At 42.1% G+C, this 19266-nt stretch carries 19 protein-coding genes; 9 read left to right on the plus strand and 10 right to left on the minus strand.

Annotated elements, in window-relative coordinates; all coding sequences use genetic code 11:
• Nucleotides 1-4: 4 nt before the first annotated feature.
• A complete protein-coding gene (locus tag MHB79_RS02030) occupies nucleotides 5-1498 on the minus strand; it encodes a peptide MFS transporter (protein WP_044140493.1) in 1494 nt (497 codons plus the stop codon).
• A gap of 262 nt (nucleotides 1499-1760) precedes the next feature.
• Between MHB79_RS02030 and MHB79_RS02035 the strand changes: the two genes are divergently transcribed.
• From MHB79_RS02035 to MHB79_RS02070, 8 genes are all read left to right on the plus strand, one after another.
• Nucleotides 1761-3545 (plus strand): right-handed parallel beta-helix repeat-containing protein, encoded by a 1785-nt coding sequence (locus tag MHB79_RS02035; RefSeq protein ID WP_226804648.1) that lies wholly within the window; start codon nucleotides 1761-1763, stop codon nucleotides 3543-3545.
• Nucleotides 3546-3745: 200 nt separating this feature from the next.
• Nucleotides 3746-5071 carry an LLM class flavin-dependent oxidoreductase gene (locus MHB79_RS02040; RefSeq protein ID WP_226804649.1) on the plus strand — a complete coding sequence of 442 codons (1326 nt, stop codon included), beginning with the start codon at nucleotides 3746-3748 and terminating at the stop codon, nucleotides 5069-5071.
• A 17-nt stretch (nucleotides 5072-5088) separates the two neighbouring features.
• Entirely contained in the window at nucleotides 5089-5592 is a 504-nt protein-coding gene (locus MHB79_RS02045; protein WP_340988813.1) for a GNAT family N-acetyltransferase, read from the plus strand.
• Between the two features lie 22 nt (nucleotides 5593-5614).
• On the plus strand, nucleotides 5615-6409 hold the full coding sequence (locus MHB79_RS02050; protein ID WP_003213947.1) for an amino acid ABC transporter substrate-binding protein: 795 nt from the start codon (nucleotides 5615-5617) through the stop codon (nucleotides 6407-6409).
• Between the two features lie 24 nt (nucleotides 6410-6433).
• Nucleotides 6434-7108: an amino acid ABC transporter permease gene (locus MHB79_RS02055; protein ID WP_003214174.1), complete on the plus strand. Its 675-nt coding sequence runs from the start codon at nucleotides 6434-6436 to the stop codon at nucleotides 7106-7108.
• Nucleotides 7109-7120: 12 nt separating this feature from the next.
• A complete protein-coding gene (locus MHB79_RS02060) occupies nucleotides 7121-7867 on the plus strand; it encodes an amino acid ABC transporter ATP-binding protein (protein WP_003214010.1) in 747 nt (248 codons plus the stop codon).
• A gap of 33 nt (nucleotides 7868-7900) precedes the next feature.
• The gene (locus MHB79_RS02065) at nucleotides 7901-9058 is read left to right on the plus strand and encodes an amidohydrolase (RefSeq protein ID WP_050945494.1); all 1158 of its coding nucleotides are present in this window, start codon (nucleotides 7901-7903) and stop codon (nucleotides 9056-9058) included.
• Nucleotides 9049-10383 (plus strand): MmgE/PrpD family protein, encoded by a 1335-nt coding sequence (locus MHB79_RS02070; RefSeq protein WP_340988817.1) that lies wholly within the window; start codon nucleotides 9049-9051, stop codon nucleotides 10381-10383. The genes MHB79_RS02065 and MHB79_RS02070 overlap by 10 nt, the downstream gene beginning before the upstream one ends.
• Nucleotides 10384-10446: 63 nt before the next feature.
• Here the strand turns inward: MHB79_RS02070 and MHB79_RS02075 are convergent, their stop codons facing one another.
• From MHB79_RS02075 to MHB79_RS02095, 5 genes are all read right to left on the minus strand, one after another.
• Entirely contained in the window at nucleotides 10447-11292 is an 846-nt protein-coding gene (locus MHB79_RS02075) for a GAF domain-containing protein (protein WP_003213998.1), read from the minus strand.
• Between the two features lie 163 nt (nucleotides 11293-11455).
• On the minus strand, nucleotides 11456-12832 hold the full coding sequence (locus MHB79_RS02080; RefSeq protein ID WP_137055602.1) for an aspartate kinase: 1377 nt from the start codon (nucleotides 12830-12832) through the stop codon (nucleotides 11456-11458).
• Nucleotides 12833-13006: 174 nt separating this feature from the next.
• A complete protein-coding gene (locus MHB79_RS02085; RefSeq protein ID WP_050945497.1) occupies nucleotides 13007-14440 on the minus strand; it encodes an MDR family MFS transporter in 1434 nt (477 codons plus the stop codon).
• Between the two features lie 16 nt (nucleotides 14441-14456).
• Entirely contained in the window at nucleotides 14457-15323 is an 867-nt protein-coding gene (locus tag MHB79_RS02090) for a TetR/AcrR family transcriptional regulator (protein WP_226804653.1), read from the minus strand.
• A 137-nt stretch (nucleotides 15324-15460) separates the two neighbouring features.
• Complete coding sequence (locus MHB79_RS02095; protein ID WP_050945499.1) at nucleotides 15461-15835, minus strand: hypothetical protein; 375 nt, start codon at nucleotides 15833-15835, stop codon at nucleotides 15461-15463.
• Nucleotides 15836-15957: 122 nt separating this feature from the next.
• On the opposite strand from MHB79_RS02095, the gene MHB79_RS02100 reads away from it, so the two are divergent.
• Nucleotides 15958-16269 carry an ArsR/SmtB family transcription factor gene (locus MHB79_RS02100; RefSeq protein ID WP_050945500.1) on the plus strand — a complete coding sequence of 104 codons (312 nt, stop codon included), beginning with the start codon at nucleotides 15958-15960 and terminating at the stop codon, nucleotides 16267-16269.
• Between the two features lie 207 nt (nucleotides 16270-16476).
• Here the strand turns inward: MHB79_RS02100 and MHB79_RS02105 are convergent, their stop codons facing one another.
• The 4 genes from MHB79_RS02105 to MHB79_RS02120 form a co-directional block, all read right to left on the minus strand.
• On the minus strand, nucleotides 16477-16827 hold the full coding sequence (locus MHB79_RS02105; protein WP_310026016.1) for a hypothetical protein: 351 nt from the start codon (nucleotides 16825-16827) through the stop codon (nucleotides 16477-16479).
• A 548-nt stretch (nucleotides 16828-17375) separates the two neighbouring features.
• Nucleotides 17376-17762 carry a hypothetical protein gene (locus MHB79_RS02110; RefSeq protein WP_253621854.1) on the minus strand — a complete coding sequence of 129 codons (387 nt, stop codon included), beginning with the start codon at nucleotides 17760-17762 and terminating at the stop codon, nucleotides 17376-17378.
• 30 nt (nucleotides 17763-17792) lie between these two features.
• Nucleotides 17793-18548 (minus strand): hypothetical protein, encoded by a 756-nt coding sequence (locus tag MHB79_RS02115; RefSeq protein ID WP_050945502.1) that lies wholly within the window; start codon nucleotides 18546-18548, stop codon nucleotides 17793-17795.
• Nucleotides 18549-18567: 19 nt separating this feature from the next.
• Entirely contained in the window at nucleotides 18568-19092 is a 525-nt protein-coding gene (locus MHB79_RS02120; RefSeq protein ID WP_340988819.1) for a matrixin family metalloprotease, read from the minus strand.
• Nucleotides 19093-19266: the final 174 nt, after the last annotated feature.

Below are 19266 nucleotides of genomic sequence, written 5' to 3' on the forward strand. Positions count from 1 at the left end.
TTATTTAATGAATACCTTTCATCGCTTTCTTAATCACTGGTGTTAAGAGCAGCATCACACCGCATAAAACGATGGCGAGCAATCCAATGATACCGAAATAGACGGTTTCTGGCACTTTATCAAACAGTTTGACCACTTGGGCATTGATCGCCTGTGCCATCGCATTTGAAAGGAACCAAAGGCTCATTGTTTGCGCTGAGAAGGCAGCAGGTGCAAGCTTTGTTGTCGCTGACAGCCCAACAGGTGATAAGCAGAGCTCTCCGATCACGACGAGGAAGAAGCTCAGAACGAGCCATAATGGACTCACAAGTGTATTCGGACCAGACATGTAGGCAGGAATGATCATGATGATAAAGGATAATCCTGCAAACAGAAGGCCAAGTGAGAACTTAATCGGGGTAGACGGCTGTTTCTTTCCAAGTCTAATCCACAACCAAGCAAACACAGGAGACAGCAGCACAATAAAGATTGGGTTCAATGATTGAAACCACGAAGAGGCAAGTGTCATCCCAAGGAAATTCAAGTTTGTTCGTTGATCTGCATATGTGGCTAAAATGTTTGAGCCTTGTTCTTGAATCGCCCAGAACATCACCGCAGCAAGGAACAATGGAATATAAGCGAGAACCCTGGATTGCTCCACTGGGCTCGTCTTTTTACTGAAATACATGACGATGAAATACACAATCGGAATGAGCACACCAAGGACACTGACAAACCAAGTGAATAGATTAATCGTGAGTGCGCCTGTTTGAATGCCAATGACGACAAAAACAGCGAGCACAATGGCAATTAATGTTCCGAAAATTTTGAAGTTCTTGCGTTCAGTAGCTGATAACGGATTTGTTACATAAGTACCGGCAAGACCAAGATTCGGTTTTTTCGTGATCACAAATGTAATCAGACCAACAAGCATCCCAACGGCAGCAAGTGAGAATCCGAGGTGGAAGTTCACTTTTTGACCGAGTGTTCCGACAATTAATGGGGCAATAAAACCGCCCATGTTGATCCCCATGTAGAAAATACTAAAGCCAGAATCCCTGCGTGGGTCTGTTTTGGAATACAAGTCGCCAACAATGTTTGAAACATTCGGCTTCAGAAGACCTGTCCCAATAATAATCAGCCCCATACTAATAAAGAGCGCTGTTGCACCGCTTGGCAAAGCCAAAATGACATGTCCAAGCATAATGAAAACCCCGCCATAAAAGACCGTACTGGACGAACCGAATACTCGGTCGGCGAGCCATCCGCCAATAATGCCTGACATATAGACAAGCGCACCGTAGACAGACATGATCGAATTGGCTGTCGTCTGATCAAAACCAAGACCGCCCTTTGTCACCTCTGTGTACATATAGTAAATAAGCAGTGCACGCATGCCGTAATAAGAGAAACGCTCCCAAAATTCAGTGAAAAACAGTGTGTAAAGTCCTTTAGGATGTCCAAAAAAACCTTTTTGAGGAACACTTTTAACAATTTTATCGTGGTCAATTGTTGACATGGCATAGATCCTTTCTTAAAAAAAGAGATATGAGAAAAATGATATTCTTGTATAGTTCTTGTGTCAATATAAAACTATTCTAAAACAGGAAAATGTTAGTTAAATAGGCGTAAAGACTCAAAAAACGAAAAATTCTTTCAAGTGAGAATGGTCAGAAAGTTATATTGGAAGAATTTATTTAAAATTTGAAGGATTGTACAAGCAAACCTTTTACACATGCATAGGATGACAAGAGGACATGTGTGAAAAGGAGGGGTTTAGATTGGGGGAATTGAATGAATCTGATCTAAAAAAACCTGTTGTCAATGTTCAAGATTTTGGTGTAGTGGCGGATGGGAAAACGGACTGTACAGCGAGGCTTAATGAATGCTTAGAATGGACGAAAGCACAGGGGTATTCCCATGTCTGGCTGCCGAGCGGCACGTATGTCATCGATGCTGTGTACAGAGGTGATCAATTTTTTCCTTTCCGGGGTGCGGGTATACGTGTGCCAAGTCATATGACCATTGAGATGGCGCCGGATGCCGTAATTAAGGTGAAACCAAATGATTCGTGGGGGTATGCGGCCTTTTATATAGGAAAGGTTCAGCATGTGACCATCCGGGGTGGGCGAATCGAAGGGGATCGCCATGAGCATGTGTACAAGTCGCTTCCCCCTGAACGAAAAACCCATGAATGGGGCTTTGGGATATGTATTGAAGGGGCCTCTGATGTGGAAGTGAATCGTGTACAAATCAAGAATTGTACGGGAGACGGCATCATTGTCAGTCCCCACGGTTTATTATCACAAGCTGAATCGTACTCGCCTGCTTCATCTATTCACATTTCTGGCTGCCACATCACAGATTCAAGACGAAACAATATCTCGATTACAGGCTGTGATGGAGTCATTGTGGAGGACTGCCTGCTGGAGAGAGCAGGAGTTGACGGAGTCGAGCCGAGAATGGGCATTGATATTGAAGGCTACGGAGAAAATGCGGTTAATATGGAGGAACCACTGAATATTCAAATTCGAAACAACATTGTAAGAGGTGGTGCCGCAAGCTCCATTTATAACTTCAACGGCTATGGTGTCATCATTGAAGGCAATCACACAGACAGCAGTATCTCCTATGGCTTTGCCACCGAAACCATCATTGCCAACAATTTGATCCGTGCAGTAGGAGGAGGCGTCACAAAAGCTGGGATTACGAGCTTAGGAGTCTCTTTTGGTCAAACGGAAAACAATGTGATCATTATTGGCAATATGATTGAGGGATTTGAAAAAGGGATTGATGTGAGGGGCGATAGTGTTCACATTACAGGGAATAAGATCAGTCTATTTGAAGATGCGGCTTTGTCCGTTTATATGGCGAACCGTATTCTAATAGAAGGAAATCATATTGAATCGGGGACGAATATAGGGCAAAGAAGCGCAGCGCTGCGTATCTATCAGTCGGATAGCGTCGTCTTTTCAAACAATACGATTTACTCGGTGATTGATGGAGCGATGGTGAGAGGAACGAATATCCTGATCCAGCACAATCAATTTAAAGATTTCAGCAGAGGGATCTGGGTGCAGGAAGGAGAAGCTGGAGTTAACGGCAATCTCTTTATTCAAGAAGGACACCCAGAGCTAGGGTCTTCGTATACGATCAGTGTCACTGGAAATGCAAAGGCTTTCATTTGGCAAAATCGCTTTAAGCACTACCAAAACTACGCCGTATACAGCAGCACGACGGGTCCATTAGAAATCAAAGACAATTCCTTTGAAGAATCATCTTTATATGTCGTGATGTATATTAAGAACGGTTCACCACAAATCGGAGATAACCGCTTTTATTTAAATCGTTCGATCGGACAGCCGACGGCGATCTTTATCGATCAAGCCGCCTCAGCCCGTGTGCTGCGGAATAACATCATTAATTTATCTCCTCAAAAAGCGATTGCCGTCCGCACCATATCTTCCACTCATTCCGTGATCGCCCATAACATGCTGGAACGCAGCCAATTGATGACACATACTACAGATCGGCTCATTGGGAATATTGAAATCGATACACCGTGATAAACGGGTGGAATCCCTAATTTTGGAGGTTCAGAAGGCGGTTGACAATCCTGTAAAAAGGGCATATAGTAATAATTATTTTTCATTTTTCGCAACATTTGCCCTTTTTTTATTGATAAAACCGATTAATTCAATCAGAAAAATGTATCTTACGAGGACTTCAGTTTGATACAGCAGGATATAGAAAGGATGAAGAACAAGTGTCACAGCCGAAAAGGAAGCTCAAGCTAGGCGTATTCATCGCAGGAACTGGACATCATGTTGCCTCTTGGAGACATCCGAATGCCGTATCAGATGCAGCCATGAACCTGGATTATTTTAAACAATTAGCGAAAAAAGCAGAGGAAGGAAAGCTAGATTTACTCTTTTTAGCCGACAGCTTATCCATTAACCAAACCTCTCATCCGAATGTACTGACGAGATTTGAACCGCTTACCCTGCTTTCGTCCATTGCTGAGTCTACTTCATCAATTGGTTTAGCAGCAACAGCATCCACTACATACAGTGAGCCTTTCCATATTGCAAGACAGTTTGCCTCCCTTGATCATTTATCAGGCGGAAGAGCGGCATGGAATGTGGTCACATCTTCTATTGAAGAAACAGCGAAAAACTTTAGCGGAGAAGAGCATTTAGCCCACCATAAACGATACGAGCGAGCAGAAGAGTTCGTCGAGGTCGTGAAAGGTCTTTGGGATTCTTGGGAGGAAGACGCCCTTGTCAGAAACAAGGAAACGGGAGAATTCTTTGAATCTAGTAAGCTTCATGAGCTCCAGCATAAAGGAGAGTTCTTCTCAGTACGAGGTCCTCTCAATGTATCACGCACGCCTCAAGGGCAGCCAGTGATCATTCAAGCAGGATCATCCGAAGATGGTCAAAAGCTTGCAGCAAAAACAGCTGAACTCATTTTCACAGCACAAAACGATCTCAAAAAAGCGAAGGAATTTTATCAAAGCTTAAAGGAGAAAGTAGAGGCTGCTGGTCGTGCTAGAGAGGACGTCAGCATCATGCCGGGCATCTTCCCGATTATTGCTGATACAGAGGAAGAAGCCAAAGCGAAATATGAAGAATTACAGGAGCTGATTGTTCCTGAGATTGGGCTGAGCATTCTGCAAAACTACTTAGGCGGGATTGATCTGTCTCAGTATCCTTTAGACGGACCGCTTCCAGAGATTGATCCAAGCACGTCAAATGCGGTAAAAAGCCGTTTTGATCTCGTGATGAATATGGCGAGAAAGGATCACCTGACCATTCGCCAGCTCTATCAATCGGTTGCCGGCTCTCGTGGTCATAATATTTTCATTGGTACACCGCAGCAGCTCGCAGATGTGATGGAGACATGGATCAATGAAGAAGCAGCAGACGGCTTTAACGTCATGCCGCCGTTATTGCCAGAAGGGCTGGATATGTTCGTAGACCGCGTCGTCCCAATCCTTCAGGAAAGAGGCTTATTCAAAACAGAATATACAGGACAAACTTTACGAGAAAATCTAGGATTAACTGAGCCAAAAAATCGCTACACGACATAAGGGTGAGGTGACTAACGTTGGGATACACGTTTCGTCTGGCAATAGAGGCAGATATAGAGGCACTGCTTGAACTGACAACAAGAGCCTATGAGCCAATTCGTGAGCTCGGCATCCAGTTCCAAGCAGCACATGCTGATTTTGCTCTCGTTCAGAAAAATGTACAAAAGAATCTTTGCTATGTGATGGAAGAAAACGGAGAGCTTCTATCCACCTTGTCGCTCCGTATGCCTTGGGGAGAACAGCCAGGCCCGTTCGGCGTCCCTCACATTTGGTGGTTTGCCTCAGAACCATCCGCCAAAAAAGGGACAGGCTCTGTCTTGCTGGAATGGGTGGAAACCGAAGTGTTGAGGGATACCTTGAAGGTGCCATACGTATCTCTAGGTACAGCTGATAAGCATCCGTGGCTCATAGACATGTATGAGCGCAAAGGCTACGTCAGAGCAGGAGAAAAGGATTTAGGCAAGGGGCACATCACGGTTTATTTTAAAAAACAACTAAGATCAGATATCACACAACCATAAAAGGAAAGAAGGGTATACGAACATGAAAAACAAAAAGTGGCTAGTCGTTCTATTTGCAGCAATGCTGGCAGTTTTAGCAGCTTGCGGCGGGGGCAATCAGGGTGAAGGCAAAGATGAAAAAGTATTAAAGGTAGGTGCCACAGGACAAAGCTATCCGTTTGCCTATAAAGACAATGGCAAGCTTGTTGGCTTCGATGTCGAAGTAACTGAAGCCATCGCAAAAAAACTAGGCTACAAACTAGACTGGCAGCTGAGTGAATTCAGCGGACTAATGGGACAGCTGACATCTGGTAAGCTGGATACAGTGTCAAACCAAGTCGCAGTCACAGATGAGCGTAAACAAACGTTTAATTTCACTGATACGTACGCTTATGCAGGAACACAAATCATCGTGAAAAAGGACAACAACGACATCAAAGGTCTTGATGATTTAAAAGGAAAAACAGTGGCGGCGGTTCTTGGCTCTAACCACGCCAAAAACTTAGAAAGCAAAGATCCGGACAAAAAAATCAATATTAAAACATATGAAACGCAAGACGGTGTCTTAAATGAAGTGGCAAATGGCCGCGTAGATGCTTATGTCAACGGACGCAGTGTATTACTTGCTCAAATTGAAAAAACAGGTCTGCCACTCAAAATCGTTGGCAACCCAATTGTGTATGAAGAAGTAGGCTACCCATTTGCCAAAGATAAAAAGCATGACAAGCTAAGAGAAGAATTTAACAAAGCGATCAAAGAATTAAGAGAAGACGGGACACTTAAGAAATTGTCTGAGAAGTATTTCAAAGACGATGTCACAGTGCCAATTAAAAAATAAAGACAGCGGCGGTGAAGAGCAGACATGAACAAAATTGATTGGCAGTATATGGTGACGGTTTTTCCGACATTGATTCAATACTTGCCGATAACGATCTTCATGGCGATTGTCTCCATGGTATTTGCCATTATCATTGGTGTGGTATTCGCGCTCATTACGAAAAACCGGATACCTGTTTTATACCAATTTGCCAAGCTGTATATTTCTTTTTTCAGAGCGGTTCCAACCTTGGTTCAGCTCTTTCTCATTTATTTTGGTCTTCCGCAGCTATTCCCTGCGATGACCTCAATGGATGCCCTAACAGCGGTCATTATCGGATTAAGTATTAAAAACTCAGCATACTTAGCAGAAATTTTCAGAGCGGCCCTTAATTCTGTAGATGAAGGGCAACTGGAAGCTTGTCTATCTGTCGGCATGACAAGATGGCAGTCTTACGTCAGAATTATTTTCCCGCAGGCAATTAGAAATGCGATTCCAGCGACGGGGAATACCTTTATCGGTCTTTTAAAAGAAACATCTCTTGCCTTTACGATTGGTGTGGCAGAAATGTTTGCACAAGGGAAGATGATTGCATCGGCGAACTATAAATACTTTGAAACCTATTTAGCCGTAGGGATTGTGTATTGGGTGATGACCATCATTTATAGCTTCCTTCAAGACCTATTTGAACGAAAAATCAGCAAACCTTACCGGAATTAAGGAGGTGTGGACATGATCAAGCTCAGCAATTTGAAGAAATCATTCGGCGAACTTGTCGTCTTAGACGGAATCAATCTCGATGTGCAAAAAGGGCAGGTTGTGGCCATTATCGGACCTTCTGGCTCCGGTAAATCCACCTTGCTGCGCTGCTTAAATTTATTAGAAATACCAGATGAAGGCACGATTGAAATTGGCGATGCGAAGCTCGATGCGTCTAAATATACACGAAAAGAAGCCCATCACCTGCGTCAACAAACGGCCATGGTGTTTCAAAACTATAATCTATTTAAAAACAAGACAGCACTGCAAAACATCACAGAATCACTGCTTGTGACGAAAAAAATGACGAAGCAGCAGGCAAATGAGATTGGAATGAAGCTGCTGAAGCAGGTAGGGTTAGAGCAAAAGGCTGACAGCTATCCAGTCACGTTATCTGGCGGACAGCAGCAGCGAATTGGGATTGCCCGCGCATTAGCGGTTGATCCACATGCGATTCTACTCGATGAACCAACGTCAGCACTTGATCCAGAGCTTGTCTCAGGTGTGCTTCAAGTCATTAAATCCATTGCGATTCAAGAAACAACGATGATCATCGTCACACATGAAATGGCGTTTGCAAGAGAAGTGGCAGACCATGTGATTTTCATGGCGGATGGTCATATTATTGAACAGGGCACACCAACTGAGCTATTTGATGAAACGAAGAATGAACGGACAAAACGATTTATCCAAAAAGAAGCAGCGGCTGAAGAAGCATAAGCTGCTTTTTACTCTTTAGAGGGGTGAGTATCAGTGAAATCAATAGGAAATGAAGCATTAAACAAACGTTTAATTAACATTCGCCGAGCGCTTCATGAGCATCCAGAGCTGGCATTTGAAGAACATGAAACGACTAAAAAACTGCGCAGCTGGTTAAAAGAAGAAGGGATCACCGTACTCGATTTTCCAGCTCTTCAAACAGGTGTTGTCTGTGAAATCAAAGGAGAACAAGAGGGACCAACAATTGCCCTGAGAGCCGATATTGATGCACTTCCGATTGAAGAAGCATCTGGCGAACCATTTTCTTCAAAGGTACCGGGCAAAATGCATGCATGCGGACATGATTTCCATACAGCTTCTATCTTTGGAGCGGCTCTTTTATTAAAAGAACGGAAACACGAGATAAAAGGAACGGTCCGCATTTTGTTCCAGCCGGCTGAGGAAGTCGCGCAAGGAGCGAAACATGTCATAGAGGCAGGCGTTTTAGATGGAGTGGATGCGATTTTTGGTATGCACAACAAACCTGACCTGCCAGTTGGCACTATAGGCATTAGAGAAAAAGCGTTGATGGCAAGTGTAGACCGGTTTGAAATAAATATTAAAGGAACGGGTGGTCATGCAGGTATTCCGAATCATACGGTGGACCCGATTGCCATCAGCGGGCAGATCACAAGTGCTCTTCAGCAAATCGTTAGCCGCCGCATCAGCTCATTGCATCATGCAGTTGTCAGTATCACACGCATTCAAGGTGGTACTTCATGGAATGTGATTCCTGATCGTGTTGAGATGGAAGGAACCGTTCGGACGTTTGAGCCTGAAGTAAGAGCGATGATTCCAGAGCTTATGAAACAAATCGTGAGTGGGATTGCCGAGGGATTTGGGGCGAAAGGTGAAGTGAAATGGCATCCGTATTTGCCTTCTGTGTTGAATGACGATCGTTTGACAAAGGTGGTCGAAGAAACGGCAAGTGCACTGGATCTCACAGTAGTTCAGGCAGAGCAGTCACCGGGCGGAGAAGATTTTGCCCTTTATCAAGAACACATTCCAGGCTTTTTCGTATGGATGGGGACAAGCGGTACCGAGGAATGGCATCACCCTGCCTTTACATTAAATGAAGGCGCACTTCCTGTTGCCGCTGCCTTCTTTGCTGAGCTTGCTGTTCGGGCATTGGAGTCACGATCATGGAACTAACAAAACAACTGGCAGAGGTTGTACTGTCTGCTCATCCACTTCAAGACCAGAGGGCGGTAGAAATGGCTCGAAATGGTCTGTTAGATGCTGCGGCAGCAGCGCTTGCTGCGAAAGAGGATGAAGGAATTCAAAAGCTCATGGCACTGGTGGAACAAGAAGGCGGAGTAGCTCAAATTCCTGTCATTGGACAAGGGAAGAAGGTCAGCCGTCAATCCGCAGCGATGCTGAACGGCTACCTGATCCATGCCCTTGATTATGATGATGTGCATTCAGATGTGAGAGGGCATCCCAGTGCGGTGATCATCCCAGCATTGCTATCACAGCTATCAGACGGCAAAGGGTTTGGCGATCGATTTTTAGCAGCCTACATCACCGGTGTTGAAGTGATGGCGAGGCTTGGCGAATCCATCGGCAAGGCGCATTATGAACGGGGCTGGCATAATACCGGAACCCTTGGAGCCATTGCGGCAGTATGTGCCATTGGGTATTTAAAACAAGTCTCGCAGGAAGAGCTGATGAAGGCAATCGGCTTTGCTGGAGCGCAATCGGCCGGAATGCGAAAGCAGTTCGGCTCTGATATGAAGCCATTACAAGCCGGCTTAGCGGCTAAAACAGCTGTCTGGTCTATGGATTTAGCTTGTTCAGGTTTCGGCGGGAATGAAACGGTTCTTGATGGCACGCTTGGTTTCTTTTCTCTCTATGGAGATCAGAAGCGTGCGGAAAGTCGTTTACTAGAGGGGTATGGTATAGCGTGGCGTATTGTCTCGCCGGGGCTGTGGTTCAAAGTATACCCGTTCTGTTCAGCTGCGCATCATGCAGCCGATGCGATCCAATCCTTAATGAAAGAGCATCCTTTCTTACCGGAGCAGGTGAAACAAGTAGAGGTCCTATTCCCGCCTGGCGGAGATGCAGCGCTTATTGAGCGTGCACCTTCGACTGGAGAAGAAGGACGATTCAGTGCCGAATACGTGATCGCACTTGCCGTGTTTGGACAGACGCTCACGCTGGATCACTTTACGAAAAAATCCATTCCATCACACATGCGCACATGGATGAAGCGGGTGAGCAGAGGATATGATCAAACGATAGAACCCCATCCAGACGCAGTCCCAAAAGGTCGCTTTACGATTGTGAAGCTTACCTTATCTGATGGCACCATCATTAGCGAACGAGTCGATATTCCGCGGGGCGCACCAGGCCATGCATTATCGAAAGAAGACATCATGCAAAAATTAAACAGTGTCACTGACGATTCACATGCACAGAAGATTGTACAAGTTATTGAAGACGGAAACGATTCTTCTTATTTGCAGCTGTTGGCATGATTGAAAAAGAAGAAAAAGGGCTAAAATAAACATCATTTTAGCCCTTTTTGTATATATCATTTCTTAATCCATTTTGGTAAACGTCAAGCCAATATGAGCAAGTGCCTGCGGCAAGTCTTTCCGAATGGTGATGTCTTTAAATGAAATATTCGATTGAATCGCACTTAAAGCAAGGTCTTGTTTAATCCCTGTTAAAACAGCCGAAATCCCTAAAAGTCTCAGCGTTTGTGCATAGCTGACCAGATATTGAATGCTCTGTTCATTCAGGCGTTTTGTTCCCGATACATCAATGACCAAATGAGAGAGCGACAGCCTATAGCTTTCCTGTAAAATGGTTTCTAATATATGCTGAGCACGTGTCTCCTCGATATCACCAAGTAGAGGAAGCACAGCGACACCGTCAACAACTGGGACGATCGGTACAGATAATTGCTGAATCTGCCGGTTGGCACGGTCTAGTTCGAGGACGTAGCTTAATAGAGAAGCCATTGTTTCAAACATATGCACATGTTCTTCTGTGAATTGCTGCGGTCTTAGATCAAGCCCGCAAATCGTTCCGTAGTTCGTACCATCTGTAAAATCAATCGGCACTCCGATGAATGATCCACCTTGAAGACGTTTCGTAACTTCTAAGTATTTAGAACGATCATCCAATGATATATCAGGGATCACAAGCGTATCCTGATGATCAACCGCCAACTTGCAAAATGTCTTCTCGTAAGGAATTTCTTCTCCTTCTTCAAGAAGCTGCTCGTCATGATTTAGCACCTTGACAATCTGATTGGTGGTTTGATCGTTTTTAGCAATAAACAGTGTATTCACATCAGTGAATTGACTCATCATATTTAGAATACTCGTAGAAGCATCATGAAAATTGCGAAACTGTTTTAATAGTTGTTGACGAGGCATTGTTTTAGGACTCCTTGTAGCTCCGATCATAGGCCGGAACAATAGTTGGTTTGTCTCTATCATACAAAATCAAACGAGAAATAGATATACTTTAATGCGCGAATCCATGTGAATCGAGTGAGAACAAAAAGACTGCCGATCCTGGGATCTGGCAGCCTGCTGATTAAAGAGAGACAGGGACGGTAGACATAGAGAAAAATTCCTCATACAACGCTTGAACGGCTTCTTTTTCTTGAGCCGCTTTGACGCCAAACATCATGCTGACCTCTGAAGATCCTTGATTGATCATTTCAATATTGACCTTCGCTTTTGACAGCGCCTTTGCTGCTCTTGCTGTGGTGCCAACATTGTGACGCATCGCTTCTCCTACAATCATAATGAGGGAGAGATTCGGCTCTAACACGACCTCATCTGCATCAAGCACGAGCTTTAAGCGATCGAGTAGCTCTTGTTCAATATGCTGCTCCTCCAGCTGATCCTGCCTTAAAATAATGTTCATATCATCAATGCCAGAAGGGACGTGCTCATACGTAAGCCCATATTCCTCTAACGTTTGCAGCACCTTACGCCCAAATCCGACTTCTCGGTTCATCAAATATTTGCTAATATAAATGCTGCAAAATCCGCTGTCTGAAGCGATTCCGACAACGGGTCCATTTGTATGATCCCGCTGGTTCACAATTTTTGTGCCTTTTGCCGAGGGATTATTGGTGTTTTTAATCTGCACAGGAATGCCTGCACGGAAGGCCGGAATGAGTGCTTCATCATGGAACACAGAAAAACCAGCATAGGACAGCTCGCGCATTTCCCGGTACGTTAGCTCTGTAATCTCCTTCGGCTCATGAACGATCGTTGGATTGACAGCGTAGACAGCATCCACATCTGTAAAGTTTTCATACACATCTGCCTTCAAACCGTTTGCCAAAATGGAACCGGTAATATCGGAGCCGCTGCGAGAAAAGGTGACAATGTCTCCCGATAGACTAAAGCCAAAAAAGCCAGGGAATATGATGATGCCAGAGCGCTCTCTTAATTTATACAAATGATCATATGACTCCGGAAGGACTTGCGCTTGACCAGGCTCATCGCTCACAAATAAACCAGCTTCCTTTGGATTCACATAGTGAGCTTCGACACCTTGATAGCGGAAATAGGCGGCAATGAGTTTTGCGTTATTGTCTTCACCGCTTGCTTTGATGGCATCAAGATATCGCTCAGGATGAGACGTATCTGCCTGTAAGAGGGTATCTAGATCTTGCCGGATGGTGTCAATCACGTTATGACTTAACCCGAGTTCATCCGCAATCGAGGCATACCGCTTGATGACGGCTTCCTGTAAATCGTGTGCTTCGCCTAAACGTAAATATTGCTCACCACAGCTAATTAATAGATCGGTGACCTTCGTATCCGTTGAATGCCGTTTTCCTGGTGCGGAAACAACGACTGCTTTTCGAGCTGGATCTGCTGTTACAATGTCAAATACCTTTTGCAGCTGCTTGCCAGATGCAAGTGAACTGCCACCAAATTTAACGACCTTCAATGCATACATCTCCTATAGTAAAAATTTTCTCACAAATTGAATAGTTCCTATTATCAACTCTTTTCTTCAAATTATCAAGGTTTTTCTTCACTAGAAATACAAATGTATTTTCAGAGAGGACGGTATAGCGTGAGTATATGAAAAAAGAGCCGGCAATATGCCGAGCTCTTTTTCTTATGAAGAAGATGATGAGGAGGATAGCTCCTGCTTCATCACTTTATTATTGCGTTTTTCCTTTAAGAAAAAGGAGAGGACAAGCCCAATGACCGCAATCAGACCAGAAATGAAGAATGACGTATTCATTCCATGAACGGCTGATTTTAATGGGCTGGCTAATTCTGCATTTGCAGCAGAGCTGCTCATGATGGAGACAAGCACAGCCGTCCCAATGGAACCGCCCATTTGTCTCATCGTGTTATTCATCGCTGTCCCATGCGGGATCAAATGAGGCGGTAAAGAGTTGATACCTGCTGTTGTCAGCGGCATCATGATCATCCCAACTCCGATTAAACGAAGCGTGTAAGCGACCGTAATGAGGGCGATCGATGAATCAAGGGTGAGCAGCATAAATGGCAAGGTCGTCACGGTAAGTATCGTAAACCCGCCTAAAGCCAGCCCTTTTCCGCCGACTTTATCAAAAATCCGTCCAATAATCGGTGAGAGGAGCCCCATAAAGAGAGCACCAGGTAATAAGATCAGTCCTGTATCAAGAGCAGACAACCCTCTGACATTCTGCGTATAGAGCGGCAGAATCGTCTCTGTCCCAATCAATAAGGCAAAGACAAGCATCCCAAGGAAGGTCGTTAAGCTAAAGATGGCAAACTTAAAGACACCAAATTCAAGCATCGGTCTTGTCAAATTCGACTGGCGCAGAATAAAGAAGAACAAGCTCACAGCGCCGACAATCAACGAAATGAGAACAGTGGCACTCGTCCAACCATATGTGCCAACACTAGAAAATCCGTAAAGCAGTCCGCCGAAACCGAAGGACGACAAGATGACTGATAAAACATCAATTCGTGTCTCTCTTTGCTGCGTGACATTTTTCATTAAGAAGAAAGCAAGAATGAGATCAATGATACCGATTGGCAGAACAATATAGAACAAGAACTTCCAGCTGAAGGAATCAACAATCCAGCCGCCAAGTGTTGGTCCAAGAGCCGGTGCAAACGAAATGACAAGTCCGACCATACCCATTGCCTGACCACGTTTTTCTTTCGGGAAAATGGTTAAAAAGATCGTTTGCATCAGCGGCATTAAAATCCCTGCGCCGGCTGCTTGCACAATACGCGCTGCAAGTAATACAGGGAAATTCGTTGCAAATGACGCAAGAATGGTACCGGCTGTAAAGATGCTAAGCGCCGTTAAAACTAAAGAGCGGCTTGAAAATTTCTCGATTAAGAAAGCCGTGATCGGAATGAGAATCCCGTTTGTCAGCATAAAGGCTGTGGTGAGCCACTGTCCTTTGCTGACATCAATATTGAATTCCTCCATGATATGTGGGATCGCTGGTATGAGCAGCGTTTGGTTTAAAATCGCCACGAATGCCCCAACGAGGAAAATCCCCACAATCACAGATCGATTATACGATGTTGTAGATTGGTTCATGTTATCCCTTCTTTATCTATAAGATGATGCTTTTCAGCTGTGACACGTTTTGTGATAAAATGCTATTTTTGCCTAAATAATCGAGTAGTGAGCTGATTAAAAAGGTTCTCGGTTGGTCCTTTGATAATTCTTCACTTAGCAGTTCAAACGCAGAGAGGAAATCGTCCTTTTCTTCCCCGTTTACCAGTGTGTGAAGCTCTTGTTTAATCTTCGTTAAGTACGAGATGACAAGCTTTTCTTCATCGTATTCGTCCTGTGTGGAAAGCAAATAAGAGTCCATCAGCTGATCTGTTAGCACAGGCTCAATAGAGCAAGGCTTTTTCGACACACGGTCCATCACGCCGATAATCATTTCGGCGGCATTTTCTAATTGGATGTTCTTGCGCTCAATCGCCAGCATTAAAATGAATTCTCTCATTAATCCGTTGAGGACAATGACAAGATCCCAGACGTAAGGCGCAACAGATTCCCCATATGTGCTTAAAATAATGTCTCTGTGCCGCTGCATGATAATGGAGCGTGTCTCACGTAAATGCTTAATCACAATGGGCGAATGCTGTGAAAAAGCTTCAAAGGACAGCATATTCAAAAATTTATGATTCTCTTTAAACTCTTCAAGCTCAAGCTTGATCTTCTTTGTGAATTTTTCCTTTTTGGACAGCGTCGTTTCTGAATGAATGATCTGAGAAATCTCTCTCATTTTGCACTGATTGTATTTAATCAGTTCTAATAGAAGAGCTTCCTTTGAATCAAACAGCTTATAAATAGACGCTTTTGATATTTTACAGGCATCGGCAATTGACTGCATGGAGACACTCATATAGCCTTTTTGAGAAAATAATTTCTTCGAAACCCGCAAAATCTCTTCTTGCTTTTCATTCATCTTCATAAGTCCTTTCCGAATCGGCAAAACCATATGGTCACAATGGAAACCGAGTGGTCACTTTTGCAATGATAACAAAACCAATGACCTATGACAAGAAAAGAAACTTAAAAAACACCTATCTTATGACAGGTATTTTATCCTTCTGCATGTGCGGCATATATGATGATCTGTCCGTTAAGTTCAGCGATCAAAAGGTCTTTTCGCTCCTTTACAGAGTAAATCGCTGTCCCTTTTTTCAGCTGGGAAGCTGTGCCGTGATTAAAATGTTCGGCAGCTGTTTTCTGAATCACACCTAATTGCTGATCTTTAGTGACGGTTAGTTGATGGGTCCAATCTACATTTGCTTCATAGACAGTTTTTTCCCATTGAAATAAATCTGCCTGTTCATCGAGAGCTAATAACTCTTCTGCACTAGGTGGTTTAGATTCGGCATACCGGACGGATTGGCATCCACATAAGCAAATGGCGAGTAACATCATACATAAGTAAGTCCATATCTTTCGTGTCAAATGAGGTCCTTCCCTTCAAGAAAGCTTGTATATGGTCATAGTCGTTTGCGAAGGATGTATCGTTACTTTATGAGGCGAGTAAGAAAATTGTATGTTGGCACAAAATACGATACATTTATCGTATGAATAATCCAATCTATCCAACCCAAGAAGACATGAGACTGATTTCTGTGCTGCACGCTTTGGCTGATCCTGTCCGTTTAGAAATTGTCCGCTGTTTAGCGGAAACGGGGGAGAGGACATGCGGCACATATGAAATGAACATTGCCAAATCTACGCTTTCCCATCACTTCAAAGTGCTGAGGGAGGCAGGCATCGTGAAAGTGAGAATTGACGGAAAACACCGCTACTATTCTTTAAGAAAACAAGACATCGAGACCGCTTTTCCTGGGCTCATGTCATCCATTCTAGCCGTAGATAAAGAGCGGTGGTAAGCCAGCTGTCTGTGAAGAGCAGCTGGCTGTTTTATTTCCCGAAAACGGCTTCATACAGCCGTTTCATATCCGAGGACGAGTGGAACAAAACCTGCCTGATGCTCCGGCAATTGCTCATCAAGGGCAAAACGGTCTAAGTGTTCTCAACAATGAAACTAGGGTAAATTCAATTTGTTTGCCCATTGAACTCGAATTCTATTGGTAAATCTATGACCTCCACTTTCTTCCTCCATCTTTTTGAACAAGTAAGGACAAGCTTATTAAAAGCATAGCCATGCCTAGTACTAAAAAATATAGTGGCATCGCAAAGACTGTTCCGTTATGGAACACACTCATCCCATAGATGATAGCGCTGACGATTAAATAATAACCTAAGCTAAATATCGCACCAGCAGAACCAATGACGTCTTGAAAGTCAATGAGCGCTAAGCTTAAACAGTTTGGTAAAGCCGTACCTGTACCAAATAAAATAATGAACACACTAACAAGCATTGTTGACATTTGTAAAGAAATCGGTAAGAAATGTACCGATGTAGCTAGCAATGTACCGATGAGCATAATGGCTAACCCTACATAACGAAATGACTCTTGACAAGAAAATCACTTTATATCTTAAGATAAATGGAGATACAGCTATGATGTCAACTTATCAAATACTAATATCCAAAGTGAGTGTCAGTGCATTTTGTTCGAAGTCACTAGAATGTTATCTATGAAAAATTTAAATATCACTTGATACAATATAAATCAATTTCATTCATTGTTATTTTTCTTACAATAGTATAAGTACAGGTATGTGATAATAGCGTCCAGCAATGAAAAAAAGGCGTTATCATGAGCAAGTCCCGTAAGGATGCTCTCTGATAATGCCTAAATGTAATATTCTAGATCATTTTTAAAATTAGAAATGTTTTATAACTATTCTCCGACAAACACTATATTAATTGGAAGATGAATCATCAAGTGAAATTTATAACAATGACTGAATTCAATTAAAATTAATAATCAATCGCCCGAATGAGTTTCAACACCCTTACTTTCCATGATCATTATATCGATGATGGAGTAGTCTCTGGAGTTCAATATTCTTATTTCAGATTAGCGAATCATCCTTCTGTAAGAGCATAATATTTTTTTATTTGTCCATCCACTTCAGCTATCAAAATGTCATCTCTTTCGTTTACTGAAAAAATCACAGTCCCTTTTTGTAGGATAGATGCAGTGCCGTCTTTAAAAGAGCTATTTGCTGTATTCTTAATTGTCCCTACTTTTTTCTTTTTCGTTAACGTCAATTTGTTTACCCAATCGATATTAGTTTTATAGACTGTTCCATTCAGCTGAAAAATATCAGCATCTTTTTCAAGTGCTAAAACTTCGGCAGCAGTCTGCTTTTTTGACACTACTTTTTCGTGATTTTCTTCTGTTTGACAGGCAGTTAACACCGAAATAATTGAAATAAAAATAAATAATGTAAATACTTTCTTGATAATCAATTTTCTACCTCCTTTTAATATTATTGTATTCTAATTTTGGCTTATTTCAATTATTTTTTCTTTTATCGAATCAAACTTGTCCCCTGAAATGTTATCTATAACTTGTTGATGAATGTCGTTAGTAACTGTAATATTTTGTCCACCTAAATTTTTATTGAAGGAGAGATTTTCTTTTTGAAGATCAGTTAAGTTACTTTGTAGAATAGCAATGTCTTCTTCATTAAATTTAATAAGATACGGTTCAAGAGATCCGAAATAGTTCCCAGTGTTTCCTTTTTGTAAAAAGGCAATGTATTTTTGGTTTAATTCTGGTTTAATATACAAAGGATCTTTATTTGTAACAGTATATACTTGCTTTTTTGATGCATCCTTAATTAAAATTCCTTCATCGGAAATTATCTCATCTCCTGATGTGACTTCAATTGGTACAGTTTCCGAATAGCGATGGTTAATTTTGATGATACTTTCACTATTACCTTTTAGGGTATCTTCTACTTTAAATTGATAAAGATGGCCTTCAGTAAATTCGGAAGGTTCAGAGGAACCAGACATGTTCCAACTTTTAAGTAATTTCTGATAGTGACCTACAACTATAACATCAGATTGTAATACCATCTCTTCAATACCATCAGCAACATTAAAATCTTTTGAAAGTAAAATAGTATTTTTTTTAGAGTCTGATTCCAGTTCATTTTCTTTAGGTAAGTGAATAGGATAATACATGTAAATTGTAACGAATAATATTAGTGAGATAAAAATAAATAATATTTTTTTATACTTAATCATTTAATTTCCTCGCATTTCTTTATTTATAAATATTCTTTACTCCATTAATATCATCTTTTTGAGGAGTGGTCATTTTATTTCTATTTCTTTCGGAATTCATTATAGAAGTTCCGGTGGTATGAGCTATCCCTAGAGCATGTCCTAGTTCGTGAACTGCTGTACTTTTTGCTACATTTGAATTTTTTACTGAATAATCGTTTAAATAACCTTGATATTTTACAACAACACCCTTTTTGTTAGTAGTTATTATCATCTTCCCATAAAGTTTTGAATCTTTTTCAGTCCACCTTGTTAAAAAATGAACTGAGCTAGAATGATAAAAGAGGTTTATTTTAACATTATTTTTAGTTGCGCTTTTCCAACTGCCAATGGCATTACTCCAGCCTTGCTTATGTACTCCAGCCTTTAAGCTAGCTCCCCATTTATAACTCTGTGTACTAGTAGGCAGTTTCCAACCTTCTTTTTTATATGCACTAACATCGGTCGAAAATCCTATACTGCATATTAAAAATATAGCAAGTGATATTGAAATAAATTTTCTCATAATTTAACTCCTTATTATAGATTTGTAGAAAATATTAAGGGTGGAAAATAGTGCTTATATATTATAATAATAGGGAAAAAATTTATTTCAAGTGTTTTTTTGGGTATTTAGTATTTTTATTTCAAATATCTATCGATTATGAATACCCGTACTGTTGAAATAGAATATTTCGGG

This window comes from Bacillus sp. FSL M7-0558 (genome assembly GCF_038003245.1).
Lineage (GTDB): Bacteria > Bacillota > Bacilli > Bacillales > Bacillaceae > Bacillus > Bacillus pumilus.